Raw genomic sequence first — 20,558 nt, 5'->3', positions numbered from 1 at the left:
TTGAGGATGTCCTCGCAAAAGTCAACAGCCGCCGCGGATGCCGCCCCCGATGCCGCCCCCAACGCAGCCGGGCGGGCGCCCAAACGGGCGCGCGGGCGGCAGCGCGTGGCCGCCCTGCTGGACACCGCCACCGTGGTGTTCGCGGAAAAAGGCTATGACGCCGCCACCATGACGGAGATCGCGGCGCGGTCCAGCACGGCCATCGGCTCCCTCTACCGCTTTTTCCCGTCCAAGGAGGCTTTGGCCGAGGGGTTGCTGCACCGCTATGGCGAACGGGCGGGGGCGGGCCTGGATGCCATCGCTGCCCGGGCGCCCGCGCTGACGGCGGCCCAGATGGCGGATGCGCTGCTGGATTTGATGATGGCGCTGAAAAGCGAGCGCACCGCCCTGAAGGTGCTGATGGATGCCCGGGTGGACGGTGCCAACCGGCGGCAGTACCTGCGCGGTGTCATCCGTGGCCGTATGGCCGGCGTGCTGTCCGCCCATGCGCCTGGACTGTCGGCGGAACGGGCCGACCTCCTCTCGGTCATGGTGCTGCACCTGATGAAGACCGTTCCCGAATTGGCGGAGGAGGCGGAGGCCGCGGCCCTGTTCCAGGAGATGCGGCTGGTGCTCTCCGCCTATCTCGCGGCGGCGGTGGCCGGAGGCTGACACGCCGCCGGGGCAGCGACCGAACGTCCCTGGTAGAACGCCCCCCTGCTAAAGCGCCCCCCTGCTAAAACGCCCACTGGCGGCCAGGGGCCAGGTTGCTGCTATGGTGGCCATCACGAGGCGCGGTTGGAAGTCAGGTCAGCGATGTCGGCATCAGGTCCTTGGGAACGGTTCGTCTGCGGCGAGCCCGTGCCGTGGTTCAACGGTCCCACCCACAAGCACCCCCGGTTCGCGCTGGATACGGTGGCTGGACGTCATGTGCTGTTGGGCTTCTTCGGGTCGGCCGGAGAGGCGGCGGGTGCCGGCATGCTGCGCGCGGTGGCCGCGAACCGCGCCTTGTTCGATGACGACCGGGTCTGCTTTTTTGGCGTCACCACCAACCCCGGTGACGATGCCGCCGGCCAAGTCACCCCACAGCTGCCCGGTATCCGCTATTTCCTGGATTACGATTTCAGCCTCAGCCGGGGCTATGGCGCCGTCGGGGCGGATGGTGTCCACACGGGCTTCTGGCTGCTGCTGGACCCCACCTTGCGGGTCCTGATGGCGGCACCCGCCGCCGAGGCGGACCGGGTGATGTCAGCGGTGGCGGCCCTGCCGCCCCCGGATCTGCACGCCGGCATGGCGGTGCAGGCGCCCGTGCTGGTGGTGCCCCGGGTGTTCGAGCCCGACTTCTGCCGCCTGCTGATCGCCCTGCATCAGGATCGCGGCGGTTTGGATTCCGGCGTGATGGACGAGGTCGACGGCCGGCTGGTGGGTGTCTACGACTATAGCCGCAAGCGCCGCCGCGACTATTTCATGGAGGAGGAGGCGCTGTGCCAAGCCGCAACCCAGCGCATCGCCCGCCGCCTGCTGCCCCAGGTGCGCCAGGCCTTCGCCTTCGAGGCCACGCGCATGGAGCGCCACGTGGTCGCCTGTTACGACGCGGCGGAGGGCGGCTATTTCCGGCCGCACCGCGACAACACCTCCGCCGGCACCGCCCATCGCCGCTTCGCCGTCACCCTGAACCTGAACACGGAAGATTATGAGGGTGGGGAACTGCGCTTCCCCGAATTCGGCCCCCATACCTACCGCGCGCCCACCGGCGGCGCCGTGGTCTTCTCCTGCAGCCTGCTGCATGAGGCCCTGCCGGTCATCCGGGGCCGCCGCTACGCCTATCTGCCCTTCCTGTTCGATGAGGCAGGGGAGCGGCAGCAGCGCGAATACCGTGAGCGGGTAGCCCAGGCCGCCGCCGAGTCCACCGACTAAAGCCTATCCAGCGCCGTCCCCACCGCCGCCATCACGGCCGGCCAGTCGCCCGGTGCCGGCTGGCGGAACAGGCGCATCGACGGGTACCAGGGACTGTCCGGGCGATCGTCCATCCACCGCCACTCCGCCACGTAAGGCAGAAGCAGCCAGGTGGGCCGCCCCAAAGCACCCGCCAGATGGGCCACGGCGGTGTCCGCGGTGATGACCAGATCCAAGGCGCTGATGGCCGCCGCCGTTTCGGCGAAGTCGGTAAGGTCCGGTCCTAGGGGGATGAGCCCGGTCACCGGCGCCCCGTCCTTCTGCAGGCTGTGCCAGGCGATATCCGCGCGGCGCAGCAGCGGTGCCAGCGTTTCCGGCGGCAGGGACCGGCGGCGGTCGTTCCAGTGGCCGGGATTGCCCTGCCACACCAGCCCGGCGGTCAGGCGTCGGCCGTTCCGGCCCTGCGCGATCCGCGGGGCCCATCGCAGGCGGCTGTCTTCCGGCGCCCGCAGATAGGGGACGGACGCGCCGGGCAGGGTGTCGAGCGTGACGCCCAGGCGGCCGGGCAGGCTCATCATCGGCAGGTGGGCATCGGCCGGGGGCAGGCCGCCGATGCCGGGAAAGTCCGCCGCCAGGGGCAGCAGGGTGGGGCGAACCGCCGCCAGGTCCAACAAATCCCAGCTGGCCTCGATCAGCCGGATCAGTTCCGCCCGCGTTTCCACCACCAGGTGCGCGTTGGCGGCCCGCGTCGCGGGCGCCACGAAGCGCAGCATCTGCAAGGTGTCGCCCCAGCCCTGTTCGGAATGGACCAGTAAGGTGCCGCCGCCCAAATCCTCGCCCATCCACAGGGGTATCGCGAAGGGGCGGCGCTGCGCCGCCAAGCCCGCATTGCCCGTCCAGCGCCATTCGGCTTCGGCCCAGCCCTCGGCCAGACGGCCAAGCTTCAGCAGGACCTGCGACCGGTTCCATCGGATCTTGGCGTCGGTGGGGGTCAGCGCCAGGCCGGCATCATAGGCGGCGAGCGCGCCGATGCTGTCGCCGGTGTGGTCCAGGATCGTGCCCAAATTGATCCAGGCGGGCCGGTGGGCCGCGTCCGCCGCCACCGCACGGCGGTAGGCCTGGATGGCGGCGGGGCTGTCGCCCAGCCCTTCATGCACCTTGCCCAGATTGTGCCAGGAATCGGCGCTGCCCGGGGCCAGCGCCACCGCCCGTTCCAGGCAGCGCCGGGCGCCCTGCAGGTCGCCTTGCTCCGTCAGGCAGACGCCCAGATTGCTGTAGGCGTTGGTATGGCCGGGATTGGCGGCGATGGCCTGGCGGTGGTGGTCCGCCGCCTCGGCCAGCCGGCCCAGGGACTTCAGCGCGATGCCCCGGTTGTCCAGCAGGGCGGCGTCGCGGGGTGCCATGGCCAGGCCTGCCTGGAACAGGCGGTCGGCCTCGGCTACATCCCCTTGGGTCAGGCGCAGGACTCCCAGGTTGCCGAGCGCGTCGCGGTGCTCCTGCCGCTCCGGCCCCGTCAGCTCGATCACCCGCTGATAGGTCGCCGCCGCCCGGGACAGGTCACCTGCGCGGTGCGCGGTCAGCGCTTCTCGGAACAGGGCTGCGGGGGTGCTCATCTCTGGGGCCGGTCCTTGCCGTGGCGTGCCATGATAAGACCGGCTGCCCGGCGGCAATTCAAGGCAATTGGACGGGTGGGCCGCAGGACCCCGCCGTTACGCCCGTGTTACAAACCATCCCGCGCCTTGGCCGCAAGTGCCTGATATAAAGGGCCAACCTGCGGAGCCCGTGTCGCCGGCTTCCGCCCATGAACATCGGGGGCTTTGCTTAATGTCGGGCAAGATCACTCTACGCCGCGCCGTCCTGGCGGCGGCGTCCACCATTTCCCTGCTGGCGCTGACCCTGCCGGCGCGCGCCACGGATGATCCCAAGGTCGATCCCAAATACATCTGGGACCTGAGCGACTACTACAAGTCGCCGGCGGACTGGGATGCGGCGCGGGCCAAGATCAAGGCCGAACTGCCGGGCCTGGCCAAGTACAAGGGCACGCTGGCCAAGGGGCCGGCCGCCACGCTGGCGGCGCTGGAGGCTATCTACAGCGTCTATCATGAGCTGGAGCAGGTGGGCACCTACGCCAGCACCATCGCCAGCACCGACACGCGCGACGCGCCGGCGCAGGAGCGGGACGGCCTGGCCCAGGACCTGTCGGGTGAGGTCTCGGCCGCCACCGCCTGGCTGTCGCCGGAGATCCAGGCGCTGGGCGCCGCCAAGGTCGACGCCTACCTGAAGGCCGAGCCCAAGCTGGCCAAGTTCGGCTTCGCCCTGCATGACGCGCTGCGCCTGAAGCCGCATACCCTGGGGGCGGAGGCCGAGGGGGTGCTGGCGGCGCTGAGCCCGGCGCTGGGCGGTGGCGGCACCACCTACAACCTGCTGTCCAACGCCGACATCGACTGGCCCACCATCACCCTTCCCAATGGGCAGTCGGTGAAGCTGACCCAGGCCAATTACCAGAAGTATCGCGAGGATCCGGACCGCGCCGTGCGCAAGGCCGTGTTCGACGCCTTCTGGACCAAGTTCGGCCAATACTCCAACACCATGGGTTCCACCCTGGGCAACACGGTGCAGGGCGATGTCATCCAGTCCAAGCTGCGCCATTACCCGTCGGCGGTGGCGGCCTCGCTGTCCAACAACGACATCCCCGAGGGCGTCTACCGCACCCTGGTGGCCGAGGCCAACAAGGGCCTGCCCACGCTGTACCGCTATTTCAAGCTGCGGCAGCGCATGCTGAACCTGCCCGACCTGCACTATTACGACATCTATCCGCCCCTGGTGTCGTCCGACGCCAAGTTCCCCGTCGAGGAGGGCGAGAAGCTGGTGCTGGCGGCGGTGAAGCCGCTGGGGGACGACTACCAGAAGGCGCTGGCGGACGGCTTCGCCCATCGCTGGATGCATGCCTACCCGCAAGAGGGCAAGCAGTCCGGCGCCTACCAGACGGGCGTCTACGGGCTGCACCCCGTTGTCTTCCTGAACTATCAGGACAACTACAACTCCGTCTCCACGCTGGCCCATGAATGGGGCCACGCCATGCACACCACCTTCGCCAACCGCACCCAGCCCTATGAGCTGGCGGGCTATTCCCTGTTCATGGCGGAGATTGCGTCCACGGCGAACGAATTCCTGCTGTCCGACTACATGCTGGCCAATGCCAAGACCAAGCAAGAGAAGCTGCTATACCTGGGCAATGAGCTGGAGACCATCCGCGCCACCTTCTTCCGTCAGACCATGTTCGCCGAGTTCGAACTGCAGGTGCATGACGCGGTGGAGAAGGGTGAGCCCATGTCGGGCAAGCGCATGACGGAAATCTACCTGGGTCTGCTGCGCAAGTACCACGGCGCCGACCAGGGCGTGATGCAGATCGATCCGGTGTACGCGGCGGAATGGGCCTTCATTCCCCATTTCTACCGGCCCTTCTATGTCTATCAGTACGCGACATCCATTTCCGCCTCCGCCTATTTCACGGAGAAGATCCGCGACGGTGGGCCGGCGGCGCGTGACACCTACCTGGCGGCGCTGAAGGCCGGCGGGTCGGACTATCCGGTCAACGTGCTGAGGAAGGCCGGCCTAGACATGGCCTCGCCGGCCCCCTACCAGGCGCTGGTGCGCCGCATGGACGCCGTTATCACCGAGATGGAACGGTTGCTGGATCAGAAGGACAACTGAGGCGCCTTCCTGGCGGAAGGCTGCGTTCACACGCCACGCAGGCTCACGGCCCGTTGGGCCGCGGACGCGGTCGCGTCCGATACATATCCCGGCTGTCCGGCCGGGATATGTATGAGGCTTCACAGGCGAATCAGCACCGTCTATAGAGAAACAGCAGGTTCCGGCGGGGCAGCCCGCCGGAACCTTTTGCCATGGGCTTTCATGATTTTGCGGGAGTGTGGTGATGTCGGGCATGTGGCGGGTCGCACTAACGGTGCATGAGGATGTGGTGCAGAACTTCGCCCAGGTGCTGGAGAGCCATGTCGACGCCGTCTCCACCTTCGAGCTGGAAGAGGGCGGCAACTGGCTGATCGAGGGCACCAGCCATGGCGAGCCCGACCAGTCCCGCCTGGTGGCCCGCGTCACCGTACTGGCCATGGCCCTGGGCGTGCCGCAGCCGCAGATCGAGGTGGAACCGCTGGCCCCCATCGATTGGGTGACCCAGACCTACCTCAGCTTTCCGCCCATCCGCGCCGGCCGCTTCTTCGTCCACGGCAGCCATCATAAAAAGCCGGTGCCCGCCGGCGCCATCGGCTTGCTGATCGAGGCCGCCATGGCCTTCGGCTCCGGTGAGCATGCCACCACCCAGGGCTGCCTGCGCGCGCTGAGCGACCTCAACAAGTCCATGCCCGTAACCCGGGCGCTGGACATGGGCTGCGGCTCCGGCATCCTGGCCTTCGCCATCGCCAAGCTGTGGCACGCCCCGGTGGCGGCGGTGGACATCGACGCCCTGTCCATCATGATCGCCGCCGAGAACGCCCGCCTGAACAAGGTGGACAAGCTGGTGACCTGCCGCGGCGGCGATGGCTACCGCACTCCCATTGTGCGGCAGAAGGGCCCCTATGACCTGATCGTTGCCAACATCCTGGCGCGGCCCCTGGCCCGCATGGCGCCGCAACTGCGCCGCAACCTGCGCCCGGGCGGTGTCGCTGTGCTGTCCGGCCTGTTGGCCCGGCAGGAGAAGCTGGTCATCGCCGCTCACCGCCGCCAGGGTCTGAAGCTGGTGCGTCGCTATCAGATCGGCGAGTGGAACACGCTGGTGATGAAGGGCTGAGCCCCCCAGTCCAAAATTTCCAGAAATCCAAAATTTCAGGAGGTTGAACGCCGGTCCCGTCCAGGGCCGGCGTTCGTCATTTCCGGGCGCGTTTTCACGCCTGTAAATTCATGTAACGCGTATGTAAACGCGGCAGACAGGGGTGGGTTGCCAAGCGTATCACGAAGGCCTTGGGCGCTGCCGTCCTGCACGGACGCACAGCCCAACGGATACGGCATCGGGCGACCGGCGCCGGTAAGTCGCGGCGGGGGTCTTCTCCCCGCGTTGGTCCCCGCCGCGACGCTTCCCCCCCTCTCATGGGGGCTTTCCACCAAAAAATTTGATGCTGTCAAAAGCCTCGCCTACACTGGCGGCAAGGGGGCTTTAGGGTGGTCACGGGGCATGGCCCGCGGCATCCGGCATGCCATCGGGGCGCATATTCTTGCGCGCGTGCGTGCCGCGTCCTAGCTTCGTCCCCCAAATCAATCGGCCGCCGATCCTCGCGGCCTTGAGAGAGGCGTCTTATCCGTGGATAGCACCCATCATACCCCGCACCCCGCCGTTGAACCCTACCGCGGCGATGCCGAGCTGGCGCGCCTGCTGAAGGCCGCCGGCATCGACCGTGACGTGGCCGGGGTGCGGGAGTTGCTGCGCGGGGTGCGGGCGGCGCCGGAGGATGTGGACCCGAGCCATTTCCTGTCCCTGTTCGGCCGCGACCTGCCGGAGGAACTGGCGGCCCAGCTGGCCGCCTTGAAGTCCTTGATCGAGGCGCCGCCCCCGCCGCAGGTGGGTGATATCGCCGCCCGTGTGTCGGCGCTGCGTGCCGAACTGTCGCGCATGGATTTGGACGGGTTCGTCATTCCCCGCGCCGATGAATTCCAGGGTGAGTACGTGCCCGCCCGGTCGGAGCGCCTGGCCTGGATCACGGGCTTCACCGGCTCGGCCGGTATCGCCGTGGTGATGCGCGACCGCGCCGCCGTCTTCGTCGACGGCCGCTACACCCTGCAGGCCGAGGCCCAGGTGTCCGCCAGCCTCTATGAGCGCCACCATCTGACCGAGACCTTCCACGGCGACTGGATCGCCGGCATCGTGAAGAAGGGCGGCCGCATCGGCTATGATCCGTGGCTGCACACCGTGGGCTGGATCGACCGCATGAAGACGGCCCTGGGCCGCGCCGGCGCGGAACTGGTGGCGGTCGACACCAATCCGCTGGACGCCATCTGGCACGACCGCCCCTCCGCCCCGCTGGGGCCGGTGGTGGCCCAAGCCCTGGCCCAAGCCGGCCAGTCCTCCGCCGACAAGCGGGCGGAGATCGCGGCAGAGCTGAAGCGCAATGGGGAACTGGCGGCCGTGCTGACCCAGCCGGACGGCATCGCATGGCTGCTGAACATTCGCGGCGGTGACGTGCCCAACACGCCCCTGCCGCTGTCCTACGCCCTGCTGACCAATGACGGCGACATCGACCTGTTCATCGACAGCCGCAAGCTGGTGCCGGGGCTGGAGGTCCACCTGGGCAACCAAGTCTCTGTCCGCAAGCCGGAGGAACTGCGCGGTGCTTTGGAGGCCATCGGCGCCACCGGCGGCAAGGTGCGGGTCGACCCTGTCTGGACGGCGTCCTGGGTGTTCGACCGCCTGACGGAGGCGGGTGCCCGGGTGGTGAAGGAACGCGACCCCACCGTCTTCCGCAAGGCCGCCAAGAACACCGTGGAGATCGCCGGCACCCGCGCCGCCCATGCCCGCGACGGTGTCGCCGTCACCCGTTTCCTGCACTGGCTGAGCGGTGCGGCGGCGGCCGGCACCCTGACGGAAATCGAGGCATCGGACCGCCTGTTCGAGTTCCGCAAGGAACAGCCCATGTTCCGGGGCACCAGCTTCGACAGCATCTCCGGCGCCGGGCCCAATGGCGCCATCGTCCATTATCGCGCAGCACCCGAGACCAACCGCGTGCTGGAGAAGGACAGTGTCTACCTGATCGACAGCGGTGGGCAGTACCTGGACGGCACCACCGACATCACCCGCACGGTGGCCGTCGGCACCCCGCCGGCCGACGCCAAGCGCCACTTCACCCTGGTGCTGAAGGGGCACATCGCGCTGGCCACCCTGCGCTTCCCCAAGGGCACCACCGGCTCGCAGATCGACATCCTGGCCCGCCAGTTCCTGTGGGCCCAGGGCCTGGACTACGACCATGGCACCGGCCACGGCGTGGGCAGCTTCCTGTCGGTGCATGAGGAATCGGCCCGTATCGCCAAGGCTCCCAACACGGTGGCCATGGTGCCCGGCATGATCCTGTCGAACGAGCCCGGCTATTACCGCACGGGCCAGTACGGCATCCGCATCGAGAACCTGGTGCTGGTGCGGCCGGCGGCGGACATTCCCGGCGGCGACCATCCCATGATGGCGTTCGAGACCCTGACCCTGGCGCCCATCGACCGCAATCTGATCGAGCCGGCGCTGCTGACGGAGGCGGAGAAGGCCTGGCTGAACGCCTATCACGCCCGCGTGGCGGAAAAGGTGGGGCCACACCTGGAGGCGGATGCCGCCGCCTGGCTGGCCACCGCCACAGCGCCCATCTGAGATTAAATCCGGCGGGTTTGCGAGCCCGTCGGCATCCTTTAAGCTGCCGTCCTCACGATTGGGGGCGGCAGTGGATCGGCGTTCATTCCTGGCGACGGCGGGTATCGCCGCCGTCATCGCGTCTTCGGCCGATGGCGCCCACGCGGCGTCATCACCATCGCTGAGCAAGCCGCCCATGCTGCGCCCCCCGATGTTGCAGGCAGGCGACAAGGTGGGCGTGCTGGACCTCAGCACCGCCGTCTATGACCCCGCCGTCGCCGACCGGGTGGCGGCGGTCGTCCAGGGCCTGGGCCTGGTGCCGGTGCTCTCGCCGCATCTCTTCGACCGCTCGCGGGCCTTCAAGGCTTCCGTCCAGGAGAGGCTGTCCGACCTGCACGGCTTCATCAACGACCCGGCCATCCGCGGTGTCTTCTGCGCGCGCGGCGGTTACGGCATCAGTGAGATCGTGGATCGGGTGGACTACGACCTCATCCGCCGCAAGCCCAAGGTCTTCCTGGGCTTCAGCGATCCGACGCTGCTGCACCTGGCCGTCGCGCGCAAGGCCGGGCTGGTCACCTTCCATGGCCGCATGCCGGGCCTGGCCAAGTTCACGCCTTTCTCGCTGGAGGCGCTGCGCCGTGCCGTCTGCGCGCCGGAGCCGCTTGGCATCCTCCCCAACCCGGAGGAGGGCAATCCGCTGCGCCCCAACTACCCGCTGCGCACCATTGCGCCCGGCCAGGCCGCCGGCCGGCTGGTGGGTGGCAACCTGTCCATGATCATGGCCGCCATGGGCACGCCGTGGGAGATCGATACGCGCGGCGCCATCCTCATGGTCGAGGACGTGGACGAGGCGCCTTACGCCATCGCCCGCATGCTGTGGACCCTGCGGCATGCCGGCAAGCTCCAGGCCGCGTCCGGCATCGTCGTCGGCGCCTGCGCCGGCTGCGACAAGCCCTCTGACGCCTCACCCTACGGGCTGAACGAGGTGTTCGACCTGGTGCTGGGCGACCTGGGCATCCCCGTCGTCTCAGGATTGGCCCTAGGCCACACCGACGAGACCCTGACCCTGCCGCTGGGCGTTCAGGCCCACCTGGACGCCACGGCGCGTACGCTGACGGTGCTGGAGAGTGGAGTGTCAGGATAGGCAAAGGAAAAGGCCCGACGGATCGCTCCGCCGGGCCTTGTCTTACGCTCTGGGCTCTAAAGGGCTCAATGCCCGCCCGACATGGCCTTCACGATCTCCTCGGTCACCTTCTTGGCGTCGCCGAACAGCATCATGGTGTTGGGGCGGAAGAACAGTTCGTTCTCCACGCCGGCGTAGCCGGCGCCCATGGACCGCTTGATGAACAGCACGGTCTTGGCCTTTTCCACGTCCAGGATGGGCATGCCATAGATGGGGCTGCTGGGGTCGGTCTTGGCGGCGGGGTTGGTGACGTCGTTGGCGCCGATGACGTAGGCCACGTCCGCCTGGCCGAAGTCGCGGTTGATCTCCTCCAGCTCGAACACCTCGTCATAGGGCACGTTGGCCTCGGCCAGCAGCACATTCATGTGCCCGGGCATGCGGCCCGCCACCGGGTGGATGGCGTACTTCACGTCCACGCCTTCCTTCTTCAGGATGTCCGCCATTTCGCGCACGGCGTGCTGGGCCTGGGCCACGGCCATGCCGTAGCCGGGCACGACGATGACGCTGGACGCGTTCTTCATGATGAAGGCGGCGTCGTCGGCCGAGCCGGACTTGAAGCTGCGGTCGCCCGCCGGGCCCGCTGCGGCGCCGGCGGCGGCGTCACCGCCGAAGCCGCCCAGGATGACGTTGAAGATGGACCGGTTCATCCCCTTGCACATGATGTAGCTGAGGATCGCGCCGGAGGAGCCGACCAGCGCACCGGTGATGATCAGCAGCGGGTTCTGCAGGGTGAAACCGATGCCGCAGGCCGCCCAGCCGGAATAGCTGTTCAGCATGGACACGACCACGGGCATGTCGGCGCCGCCAATGGGCAGGATCAGCAGGAAGCCCAGGCCCAGCGACACCAGGATGATCAGCCAGAAGAAGAAGGCGCTCTGCGTCGTGCACAGCAGCAGGATCAGCAGCACCAGGCCCGCCGCCAGCGCCGCGTTCAGCGGGTGCTGCATGGGGAAGACCAGGGGCTTGCCGCTCATGCGGCCGTCCAGCTTCAGGAAGGCGACCAGCGAGCCGGTAAAGGTGATGGCGCCGATGGCGATGCCCAGGCTCATCTCGATGAGGGAGCCGACATGGATGTCGCCATCGGTGCCGATGCGGTATTCCTCTGGCGCGTAGAAGGCGGCGGCCGCGATGAACACGGCGGCCAGGCCCACCAGGCTGTGGAAGGCCGCCACCAGCTGGGGCAGCGAGGTCATCTTGATGGTGCGGGCGATGTGCGCGCCCGCCGCACCGCCGATGGCGATGCCGACAATGATGAGCACGGCCGCCAGGACGGAGAACTGCGGCAGCACGAACAGGCTGGTGATGATGGCGATGGCCATGCCGGCGATGCCGTAGGCGTTGCCGGTGCGGGCCGTTTCAGGACTGGAGAGGCCGCGCAGCGCCATGATGAAACACACGGCGGCCGCGAGATAGGCGAGCGAAGTCGCGATCAGCATGATGGTCCGGCCCCCTTACTTCTTGGCGCCCTGGGCAGGGGCCTTTTTCTTGTACATGGCCAGCATGCGCTGGGTGACCATGAAGCCCCCGAAGATGTTCACCGACGCCAGGATGACGGCCAGGAAGCCCATCACCATGGAGAAGCCGAAGTGGTGCGCGCCCGTGGCGATCAGGGCGCCGACGATGATGACCGACGACACGGCGTTGGTGACGCTCATCAGCGGGCTGTGCAGGGCCGGCGTCACCCGCCAGACCACGTAGTAGCCGACAAACACCGCCAGCACGAAGACCGTCAGGCCGGTGACGATGAAGGGCATGCCCTGCTGGGCCTGGTCGGTGGCGATCTGCGTCGCCTGGTTGGCCACGTTGGCGGCCTGCTCGGCCAGCTTCTGCGCGTTGGTGGCGAGGTCGGCCGCGTTCTTGGCGTAGTTTTGCGCGTCCATGGGGCTTACTCCGCTTTCTCGGGCGCGACGGCCGGTTCGGCGGCCGGGGTGGGGGCAGGCTCGGGCGCCGGGGGCGGCGGCGGCGCTGCCGGTGCCGCTGGGGCGAAGGTCGGGTGGATGACGGCGCCGTCGCGCGTCAGGGCGGTGCCCTTGATGATGTCGTCGTTCCAGTCGATCTTCAGCGCCTTGGCTTCCTTGTCGACCAGGGGGGTGAGGAAGTTCAGCAGGTTCTTGGCGTAGAGCGCGCTGCTGTCCACGGCGATGCGGCTGGGCACGTTGGTGTGGCCCACGATCTTCACGCCGTACTTCTCGACGATCTTTCCGGGCTCGCTGCCCTCGACATTGCCGCCCTGTTCCACCGCCAGGTCCACGACCACGGCGCCCGGCTTCATGGTCCGCAGCATGGCGTCGGTCACCAGCACCGGGGCCTTGCGGCCGGGGATCAGCGCCGTGGTGATGACGATGTCCTGCTTCTTGATGGTCTCGGCCACCAGGGCCGCCTGCTTGGCCCTGTACTCGGCGCTCATCTCCTTGGCGTAGCCGCCGGCGGTCTGCGCCTGCTGGAACTCCTCATCCTCCACCGCGACGAAGGTGGCGCCCAGCGACTGCACCTGTTCCTTGGTGGCCGGACGCACGTCGGTGGCCGAGACGATGGCGCCCAGGCGGCGGGCGGTGGCGATGGCCTGCAGGCCCGCCACGCCCACGCCCATGATGAAGGCGCGGGCCGGCGGCACTGTGCCGGCGGCCGTCATCATCATGGGGAAGGCGCGGCCGAACTCGTACGCCGCGTCCAGCACGGCACGGTACCCGGCCAGGTTGGCCTGGCTGGACAGCACATCCATGCTTTGCGCGCGGGTGATGCGGGGAATGAACTCCATGGCGAAGGCGTCGACGCCGGCGTCGGCGTAGCTCTTCACCCGCTCGGCGTCGCCGTAGGGGCTGAGAATGGCGGCCAGTTTGGCGCCGCGCTTGATCAGCGCCAGCTCTTCCGGTTCCGGCCGCTGCACCTTCAGCACCACATCGGCGTCGGCCAGGGCGCTGGTGGCGTCGGGCGCGATGGTGGCGCCCGCGGCGGCGAACGCGTCATCGGTGATGGCGGCGCCGATACCGGCGCCCGTCTCGATGGTGACGTCGAATCCGAGCCCGACGAATTTCCGTACCGTCTCGGGCGAGGCGGCGACGCGCAGCTCCCCCGGTCGACGTTCTTTAAGTACGCCGATTTTCATTGGTTACGCTCCCCATGATCGCTGGACCCGGTGACGCTGGGTTGGGCCAGCTTGATTCAATTTGGCCGCGAAAAGGTCTCTATCGCGGAAGGGTGATGACGCTGGGCCACCATGACCTATCCGGTAATCTTTGTGAAGAAGCGGAGGGGCGTGCGCATGGAACCGTCACGATACGTGCAAGGCTTCGCAGCAAAAGTGATTAATGCCATCCGTTCATCCCCCTCTCCATTGCCAGGGTGTACAGGCGAAAGTGGAATTGTCCACCGGTTACCATAAGGGCCAGCCATGCGAGACGCCGGGACGGGCCCCCATCGAATTGGGTGCCTCGGGAGGAGATAGGGTGGTCGAGGATGCGCCGCGAGGCCAGGGGCGAAAAAGGCCTATGCAGGACATTGGGGTGGTTTGGTCCAAATCGCGCCGTTAAACTGCGCCCGGTGTTCCCCCGTCCGGCGTTGAACCGTCATCAGACAGCAACGGCCTTACAGGATGCGGGTGACGCCCATGTGGACGAGAGAGTTCGTGATGACCGATTCCCATGCGCTGGCCGCGGCCGGGCGCGCCCTGTTCAAGGAACTGACGGAAGCCGGCCGCCCCGTGGTGGGCGTGGGTATCGGTGAGGGCCTGATCTATCTGCGCGTCACGGCGCCGGACCACGGCGCGCCGGAAAACTACAACGGCTATCCGGTCGTGGTGTTCGGTGAGGACGGCGCGCGCCGCCATTAAGGGCGCTATACTCCCCCCGGGTCCCTGATGGGCAGAGCCGGACGGGGTTGGGATGGGCCGGAAATTCGGAAGATTGGATGGGGCTGCGGCGGTACCGGCGCCCGATTCCCAGCCGGGCCTCTGCGCCCTGTGCGGCCGGCCCCTGGTGCCCGGCCCCTCCGTGGAACAGCATCACCTGGTGCCGCGCAGCCAAGGCGGACGAGTGACGGTGCCGCTGCACCGTGTCTGCCACCGGAAAATCCATGCCGAATTGAGTGAGCGGGACCTGGCCGGGGCTTACGCCACGGTGGACGCCCTGCGCGCCCATCCCGCGATCGCCGCCTTCATCCGCTGGGTCGCCAACAAGCCGCCGGAGTTCGTGACGAGGACGGCGCCCCGGCGACCTTGAGCGTTGTAAGAATGTCTCACGGGCAAGTGGTCGTTGTTGAATAATTTCCCAGCAAAACCAAAAGGGGGCTGACTACATATCTATATATGCGAAAGAATACGGCTGCTTATGTGTTAATTAAAAATTATTCAATCAAAGCGAAAAAATGTCCCGAGAGTGGCTGGTGGCCAGAGACTTGGCCCCGTGTCATCAAAGTCGGGAGGAAGCATGTCCGCGTTCGCGAATCTCAGAATTACCTACAAGATATTGGCGATGCTCGGATTGTTGGGCATGTTCGCCTTGGCCGCCTCCGGCTTCGCCGCCAGCCGCATGTCCGCCATTGATGACAGTTACGGCCGACTGTTGAGCGGTGCGTCCAAGGCCGCCATGGCGCTGGCGCGAGGCAACCGCAGCCTGGTCTTTATCGAACGTTCCATCTACGAAGCCATGACGGTGGCCGATGACGCTGGCAACGCCAAGGCCGAGGCGAACTATCGCAAAGGCGTCGCTGCCTATAACGACTTCATGGAAATGGCGAAAGCGGCCTTGCCCTCCCGGGCGCCGGATATCGCGGCCTTGCAGCAGGAGATGGGGGCTCTGCTGGCCCCGGCCGGCATTTGCGGCCAAACCGTCGATGCCGCGACGAAATCCTCCAACGCTGATGAGAATGTCCGCATCAGCACCACCATGATGGGCCCGAAATGCGATCCGGCCATGTTGGCCCTGCTTGATCGCCAGGCCAAGCTGGCCGATGCCATCCGCGACGATGCCGACTCCATCGCCAACCGGAACCACGAGGGCGCGGTCAGCACGATTTGGCTGGTTTTTGGCGTCGTGGTCGCTGGTCTGGCTCTCGTGGGCGGTCTGGCCTTTTACCTGACGGTGACCGGCATCGGCCGGCCGTTGCAGCGGGTGGCCGGCGGCCTGGCCAGCCTGGGGCAAGGGGACTATGACGTCCATCTCGCCGGATTGGACCGGCGGGACGAGGTCGGCCAAATGGCGCACGCCTTCAATGAATTGAAGGCGGGCCTCATCAAGGCGCGCGCGCTGGAAGCCGCCCAAAAGGCCGAGCAAGAGGAGAAAGCCCGCCGGGCGGAGCGGGTGGCCCGCATCACCCAGGGTTTCGAGGCCAAGATCTCGGAGTTGTCCAACAGTCTGGCCACTGCGGCCAACGAGATGGACGCCACGGCCAAGGCGATGTCCAACAACGCGGAGGAGACCAACCGCCAGGCCATGGTCGTGTCGTCCGCCGCGGAGCAGACGTCCGCCAATGTGCAGACAGTGGCGTCAGCGGCCGAGGAACTGTCAGCCTCCATCCAGGAGATCGGCCGGCAGATGGGTCGCACCATGGATACGGTCAACGACGCGGTCACCGAGGCGCGCAACACTGATCACGTCGTCCAGATCCTGTCCGGTGGCGCGGAGCGCATTGGCGATGTGGTCCGCCTGATCGCCGACATCGCCGCCCAGACCAACCTGCTGGCCTTGAACGCCACCATCGAAGCGGCGCGCGCCGGGGAGGCTGGCAAAGGCTTCGCCGTCGTGGCCAGCGAGGTCAAGAGCCTGGCCACCCAGACGGCGAAGGCGACCGACGAGATTGGCGTGCAGGTTACTGAAATTCGTCAGGCCGCAACCGATGCCGTGGGGGCTATCCAGGCCATCGCCCAGCGCATCAAGGATATCAGCGGCATCGCGTCGGCCATCGCCGCGGCGGTGGAGGAGCAGGAGGCGTCCACCCACGAAATCGCCCGCAACGTTCAGGAAGCGGCGCGGGGGACCGAGGCGGTGACCAGCAACATCGCCGGCGTTTCGGATGCCGCGGCCAGCACGGGCACTGCGGCTGCCCAGGTTCAATCCTCGGCTTCGCTGCTGGCAAGGGACTCCGACACCTTGAAGCGGACGGTCAGTTCCTTCACCGCGGAGATGAGTGCCGCCTGATCCGGCGCTTCCAGCGATGTGATCCAGATGATTTTTACGCAAACGGCCCAGGGAGCATCCTGGGCCGATTCTTTTGGGCCTAGCACCTGGTGCCGGCCACCTTGTCAAAACGCAGGCATGACAAAAGCCGCCCACTGAGCTTCAGGGGCGGCTCCGTCCGTGCGTCTAACAGCGCGTGAAAGGCTTAGTAGCCCTCGCGCTCCAGACGCTTGCGCAGCAGCTTGCGGGCGCGGCGAATGGCCTCGGCCTTCTCACGGGCGCGCTTCTCCGAGGGCTTCTCGTAGTTGCGACGCAGCTTCATCTCGCGGAAAATGCCTTCGCGCTGCATCTTCTTCTTGAGAGCGCGGAGGGCCTGATCGACGTTGTTGTCACGAACCAGCACTTGCACGGGACGTCACCACTCCAAACAGAGTAAAAGGTTAACGGGTAATAGCCAAGACGCACGGTCGCGCAGGCAGCCCGATCGGAGGCCGGTGGTATAACACAGGCCCCCCGCCCTGTGAAGTGAATCCCGCCATGGTCGCGCGGGGCCCCCATGCGTTGCTGGATGGGCGCCTTCGCACTTGGCGTAAGGGGGGCGGCATTCCGCTGGGACGGCCTTATCCAAAGGACAGGCGGCGGCGTCCGGGGTGACAGGGCGCCCCAACCCATGGAAACTAACAGGCTACCCCCTATATCGGGGTAGGGGCGCGCTGGCGCGGGGCCAGGCGGCACTTGATCGAAGATCCAGGGAAGGGGGAACGTTGGCCATCCTGAAGATCGCCCGCATGGGCCATCCGGTGCTGCGCCGTCCGGCCGTGCCGGTAGAGGAGCCGATACCCGCGGTGGTCCGCCAGCTGGCCCAGGACATGGTTGAAACCATGGTCGACTCCTCGGGCGTGGGCTTGGCGGCCCCCCAGGTGCATGTCGGGTGGCGCGTCATCGTCTTCCGCGTCCCGGCGGAGCGGGCGGGCGGGGAGACCGTCGATGTCCAGGTGCTGGTCAACCCGGTGGTGGAGCCTTTGTCGGAGGAAATGCAGTTCGGCTGGGAGGGGTGCTTGTCCATCCCCGGCCTGCGCGGCGCCGTGCCCCGCTACAATCACATCCGGTATCGCGGCCTGGCCCTGGACGGGTCGGTGGTGGAACGCGAGGCGCGGGGTTTTCATGCCCGCGTGGTGCAGCATGAGTGCGACCACCTGGACGGCGTGCTGTACCTGGACCGCATGGACGACCTCCGCTTCCTCAGCTTCACGGAAGAAATGAAGTATTTCGGCACCGAGTCGGTACCCAAGCTGCCCGGTTGAGCCGGTTCACCGTTTCCCTTTGAGGGGGTAGAGGCGGATGGCGGTGCGCGCCTATACTGGCGCAAACCCCGCGGCCGCCGGCCGCCCGTCCGTTGCAAGGGACAGCCCCATGGTCACCCCTGACACCCCCACCCCGTTCGCCTCCCGCCCCGCCGATGACGTGGTGGATGAGCGCCTGGTTTTGCGCGACCGGCTGATGCTGGCCGTCCTGCCGCACGTGGCCTTCGACGGCTGGTCGGCCGCGGCGCTGCGCCAGGGCGCGGCCGACGCGGACATGGGGGCGGCCCAGCTGGCGGCCCTGTTCCCCGGCGGTGTGGCCGACGTGGTGGCGCAGTTCAGCGACTGGGCCGACCGCGCCATGCTGGCGCAGCTGGCGGGCCGGGACCTGACCACGATGAAGGTGCGGGCGCGGGTCACCCTGGCGGTGCGCGTGCGCCTGGAACTGCTGGCGCCGTGGGCGGAGGCGGTGCAGCGCGCCAGCTCTTTCCTGGCGCTGCCCACCCACGCCGGCTTGGCCGCCCGCCTGCTGTACCGCACCGTGGATGCCGCGTGGTACGCCGCCGGTGACCAGTCGACCGACTTCAACTATTACACCAAGCGGGCCCTGCTGGCCGCGGTGCAGACCGCCACCGTGTTGTATTGGCTGAGCGACCGGTCGCCCGACCATGCCGACACCTGGGCCTTCCTCGACCGCCGGATCGAGAACGTCATGGCGGTCGGCAAGGGCATCGCCACCCTGTCGCTTCCGAAGCTGTCGTCGCTGAAAGGCTGGGGCGGCCTGGTGCCCTCACCCCTGCGCTTCTCCCGCCATCTGCGCCAGCGGGCGTGATGGGGCGGGCGTGATGAGTGTGTACGACGGGCGGATGATCGCGTCGGCCGTACCATGAAGAAAGGGCCCGGACGGGGATGTCCGGGCCCTTCGCCATTCAGCGCCGCAAAGCCGCGCTTACTTGTCGTGGCTGATTTCCGTGTCCTTGGTTTCCCGCACGAACAACAGGCCGATCACGAAGGTGATGGCGGCCACGATGATCGGGTACCACAGGCCGGCGTACATCTGGCCGGTGGTGACCACGATGGCCAACGAGATGGCGGGCAGGAAGCCGCCGAACCAGCCGTTGCCGATGTGGTAGGGCAGGGACATGGAGGTGTAGCGGATGCGCGACGGGAACATCTCCACCAGCATGGCGGCGATGGGGCCGTAGACCAGGGTCACGTAGATGACCAGGACCCACAGCAGGAAGGTCAGCGCCGGCTTGTTGATGGCGGCGTCATCGGCCTTGGCGGGATATCCTGCGGCCTTCACCGCGTCCGCCACCGCCGCGTCAAACGCCGCCTTCTTCTCCTTAGCGTCCGGCGCCTTGGCGTCGTAGCTGTCGATGACCGTGTCGCCGATCTTGATCTGCGCCACGGAACCGGCGCCGCCGTCGATCGCGCTGTAGGGCACGCTCTTGCCCACCAGCGCCGCCTTGGCCACGTCGCAGCTGGACGTGAACTTGGACGTACCGGCCACGTTCAGCTGCCAGGTGCATTCAGCCGGGTCGGCCGTCACCGTGGCCGGGCTGGCGGCCATGGCGGCCTCCAGCGCCGGATTGCCGAAGTGGGTGATGCCACGGAAGATGGGGAAGTAGGTCAGGATGGCCAGGGCCAGGCCGGCCAGGATGACCTTCTTGCGGCCGATGCGGTCCGACAGGCTGCCGAACACCACGAAGAAGGGGGTGGCGAACAGCAGGGCGACGGCCGCCAGGGTGTCGGCGGTGTTGGGGTCGATCTTCAGCGTATTCTTCAGGAAGATCTGGGCATAGAACTGGCCGCAGTACCAGACGACGGCCTGGCCGGCGACGACGCCGAACAGGGCCAGCAGCACGAACTTCAGGTTATAGAGGTTGCCGAAGCTTTCCAGGATGGGTGAGGACGAGGTCTTGCCCTCGGCCTTCATCTTCTTGAACAGCGGCGATTCGTCCAGCTGCAGGCGGATCCAAAGGGACACGGCCAGCAGCAGCAGCGACACCAGGAAGGGGATGCGCCAGCCCCAGGCCTCGAAGTCCGCCTTCGGCAGGCTCGTGCGGCAGGCCAGGATGACCAGCAGGGACAGGAACAGGCCGCCGGTGGCGGTGATCTGGATCCAGGCGGTGTAAGCGCCGCGCTTGCCGTGCGGCGCGTGCTCCGCCACATAAGTGGCCGCACCGCCGTACTCGCCGCCCAGGGCCAGGCCCTGCAGCAGGCGCAAGCTGATCAGCAGGATGGGCGACAGCACACCCACCGAGTCATAGCTGGGCAGGAAGCCGATGACGGCCGTCGACAGGCCCATGATGACGATGGTGACGAGGAAGGTGTACTTGCGACCCACCAGGTCGCCCAGCCGGCCGAAGACCAGGGCGCCGAAGGGGCGGACGAAGAAGCCGGCCGCGAAGCCCAGCAGCGTGAACACGTCCTTGGCGCCCTGCGTCGGCAGGCCCGAGAAGAAGCGGGCGCTGATGATGGAGGCCAAGGCGCCATACAGATAGAAATCATACCACTCGAACACGGTGCCAAGGGACGAGGCGAAGATGACCTTGCGCTCCTCCCCCGTCATGCTGGTCGAGGCCCCATTGGTACTGCTGCTGGCGATGTTCGCCATCGTGACTTCCTCCCATGGATGTTCTGGTATTGGCTGGCGGCGGGGCTGGTGCTGGCGTTCACGCTCCTGGCCCGGGACGATCCCGGCCCGGTGGCGGCGCCGTGCCGCTGGTGGCCCCGCGGGGCCC

Annotated in this window: 17 protein-coding genes; 11 read left to right on the top strand and 6 right to left on the bottom strand. The window is 67.4% G+C overall.

All coding sequences use genetic code 11. The annotated features are described in order from the left end of the window. Positions 1-6: 6 nt before the first annotated feature. Together P5F91_RS15815 and P5F91_RS15810 are read left to right on the top strand one after the other, a co-directional pair. Entirely contained in the window at positions 7-651 is a 645-nt protein-coding gene (locus P5F91_RS15815; RefSeq protein WP_277907583.1) for a TetR/AcrR family transcriptional regulator, read from the top strand. Positions 652-795: 144 nt separating this feature from the next. After that, a complete protein-coding gene (locus P5F91_RS15810) occupies positions 796-1,896 on the top strand; it encodes a 2OG-Fe(II) oxygenase family protein (protein WP_277907582.1) in 1,101 nt (366 codons plus the stop codon). Here P5F91_RS15810 and P5F91_RS15805 read toward each other — a convergent pair. Then, on the bottom strand, positions 1,893-3,488 hold the full coding sequence (locus P5F91_RS15805; RefSeq protein ID WP_277907581.1) for a tetratricopeptide repeat-containing glycosyltransferase family protein: 1,596 nt from the start codon (positions 3,486-3,488) through the stop codon (positions 1,893-1,895). The genes P5F91_RS15810 and P5F91_RS15805 overlap by 4 nt on opposite strands. Before the next feature lie 211 nt (positions 3,489-3,699). Between P5F91_RS15805 and pepF the strand changes: the two genes are divergently transcribed. The 4 genes from pepF to P5F91_RS15785 all read left to right on the top strand — a co-directional run bounded on the left by pepF (position 3,700) and on the right by P5F91_RS15785 (position 10,358). Then, complete coding sequence (gene pepF, locus P5F91_RS15800; protein WP_277907580.1) at positions 3,700-5,589, top strand: oligoendopeptidase F; 1,890 nt, start codon at positions 3,700-3,702, stop codon at positions 5,587-5,589. Between the two features lie 223 nt (positions 5,590-5,812). Beyond that, complete coding sequence (locus tag P5F91_RS15795; RefSeq protein WP_244909247.1) at positions 5,813-6,682, top strand: 50S ribosomal protein L11 methyltransferase; 870 nt, start codon at positions 5,813-5,815, stop codon at positions 6,680-6,682. 507 nt (positions 6,683-7,189) lie between these two features. Continuing rightward, the gene (locus P5F91_RS15790; protein ID WP_277907579.1) at positions 7,190-9,235 is read left to right on the top strand and encodes an aminopeptidase P family protein; all 2,046 of its coding nucleotides are present in this window, start codon (positions 7,190-7,192) and stop codon (positions 9,233-9,235) included. 70 nt (positions 9,236-9,305) lie between these two features. Beyond that, positions 9,306-10,358 carry a S66 peptidase family protein gene (locus tag P5F91_RS15785; RefSeq protein WP_277907578.1) on the top strand — a complete coding sequence of 351 codons (1,053 nt, stop codon included), beginning with the start codon at positions 9,306-9,308 and terminating at the stop codon, positions 10,356-10,358. Between the two features lie 65 nt (positions 10,359-10,423). On the opposite strand, the gene P5F91_RS15780 is transcribed toward P5F91_RS15785, so the two are convergent. The 3 genes from P5F91_RS15780 to P5F91_RS15770 are packed head-to-tail and all read right to left on the bottom strand — an operon-like array spanning position 10,424 to position 13,503. Further along, the gene (locus P5F91_RS15780; RefSeq protein WP_088871775.1) at positions 10,424-11,833 is read right to left on the bottom strand and encodes an NAD(P)(+) transhydrogenase (Re/Si-specific) subunit beta; all 1,410 of its coding nucleotides are present in this window, start codon (positions 11,831-11,833) and stop codon (positions 10,424-10,426) included. 15 nt (positions 11,834-11,848) lie between these two features. Next, positions 11,849-12,277 (bottom strand): NAD(P) transhydrogenase subunit alpha part 2, encoded by a 429-nt coding sequence (locus P5F91_RS15775; RefSeq protein ID WP_040848625.1) that lies wholly within the window; start codon positions 12,275-12,277, stop codon positions 11,849-11,851. Between the two features lie 5 nt (positions 12,278-12,282). Continuing rightward, complete coding sequence (locus P5F91_RS15770; protein ID WP_277907576.1) at positions 12,283-13,503, bottom strand: Re/Si-specific NAD(P)(+) transhydrogenase subunit alpha; 1,221 nt, start codon at positions 13,501-13,503, stop codon at positions 12,283-12,285. A 522-nt stretch (positions 13,504-14,025) separates the two neighbouring features. On the opposite strand from P5F91_RS15770, the gene P5F91_RS15765 reads away from it, so the two are divergent. The 3 genes from P5F91_RS15765 to P5F91_RS15755 all read left to right on the top strand — a co-directional run bounded on the left by P5F91_RS15765 (position 14,026) and on the right by P5F91_RS15755 (position 16,531). Beyond that, positions 14,026-14,226: a hypothetical protein gene (locus P5F91_RS15765; RefSeq protein WP_244909245.1), complete on the top strand. Its 201-nt coding sequence runs from the start codon at positions 14,026-14,028 to the stop codon at positions 14,224-14,226. A gap of 73 nt (positions 14,227-14,299) precedes the next feature. Continuing rightward, positions 14,300-14,614, top strand: coding sequence for an HNH endonuclease signature motif containing protein (locus tag P5F91_RS15760; protein ID WP_246134452.1), 315 nt, complete (start codon positions 14,300-14,302; stop codon positions 14,612-14,614). 252 nt (positions 14,615-14,866) lie between these two features. Beyond that, positions 14,867-16,531, top strand: a complete 1,665-nt coding sequence (locus tag P5F91_RS15755) for a methyl-accepting chemotaxis protein (RefSeq protein WP_277907575.1) — start codon at positions 14,867-14,869, stop codon at positions 16,529-16,531. 184 nt (positions 16,532-16,715) lie between these two features. On the opposite strand, the gene rpsU is transcribed toward P5F91_RS15755, so the two are convergent. Then, positions 16,716-16,919 (bottom strand): 30S ribosomal protein S21, encoded by a 204-nt coding sequence (gene rpsU, locus P5F91_RS15750; RefSeq protein WP_012567245.1) that lies wholly within the window; start codon positions 16,917-16,919, stop codon positions 16,716-16,718. Positions 16,920-17,274: 355 nt separating this feature from the next. Here rpsU and def point away from each other — a divergent pair, with 355 nt between their 5' ends. Together def and P5F91_RS15740 are read left to right on the top strand one after the other, a co-directional pair. Beyond that, positions 17,275-17,814 (top strand): peptide deformylase, encoded by a 540-nt coding sequence (def, locus tag P5F91_RS15745; protein ID WP_145611674.1) that lies wholly within the window; start codon positions 17,275-17,277, stop codon positions 17,812-17,814. A gap of 109 nt (positions 17,815-17,923) precedes the next feature. Then, entirely contained in the window at positions 17,924-18,643 is a 720-nt protein-coding gene (locus P5F91_RS15740; RefSeq protein ID WP_145611676.1) for a COQ9 family protein, read from the top strand. A 117-nt stretch (positions 18,644-18,760) separates the two neighbouring features. On the opposite strand, the gene P5F91_RS15735 is transcribed toward P5F91_RS15740, so the two are convergent. Next, complete coding sequence (locus P5F91_RS15735; protein WP_145611678.1) at positions 18,761-20,431, bottom strand: MFS transporter; 1,671 nt, start codon at positions 20,429-20,431, stop codon at positions 18,761-18,763. Positions 20,432-20,558: the final 127 nt, after the last annotated feature.

Origin of the sequence: Nitrospirillum amazonense (assembly GCF_029594735.1) — a bacterium.
Classification (GTDB): domain Bacteria; phylum Pseudomonadota; class Alphaproteobacteria; order Azospirillales; family Azospirillaceae; genus Nitrospirillum; species Nitrospirillum amazonense.
The sequence above is the reverse complement of the archived record's forward strand: the minus strand, read 5'-3'. Positions and strand labels throughout refer to the sequence as shown.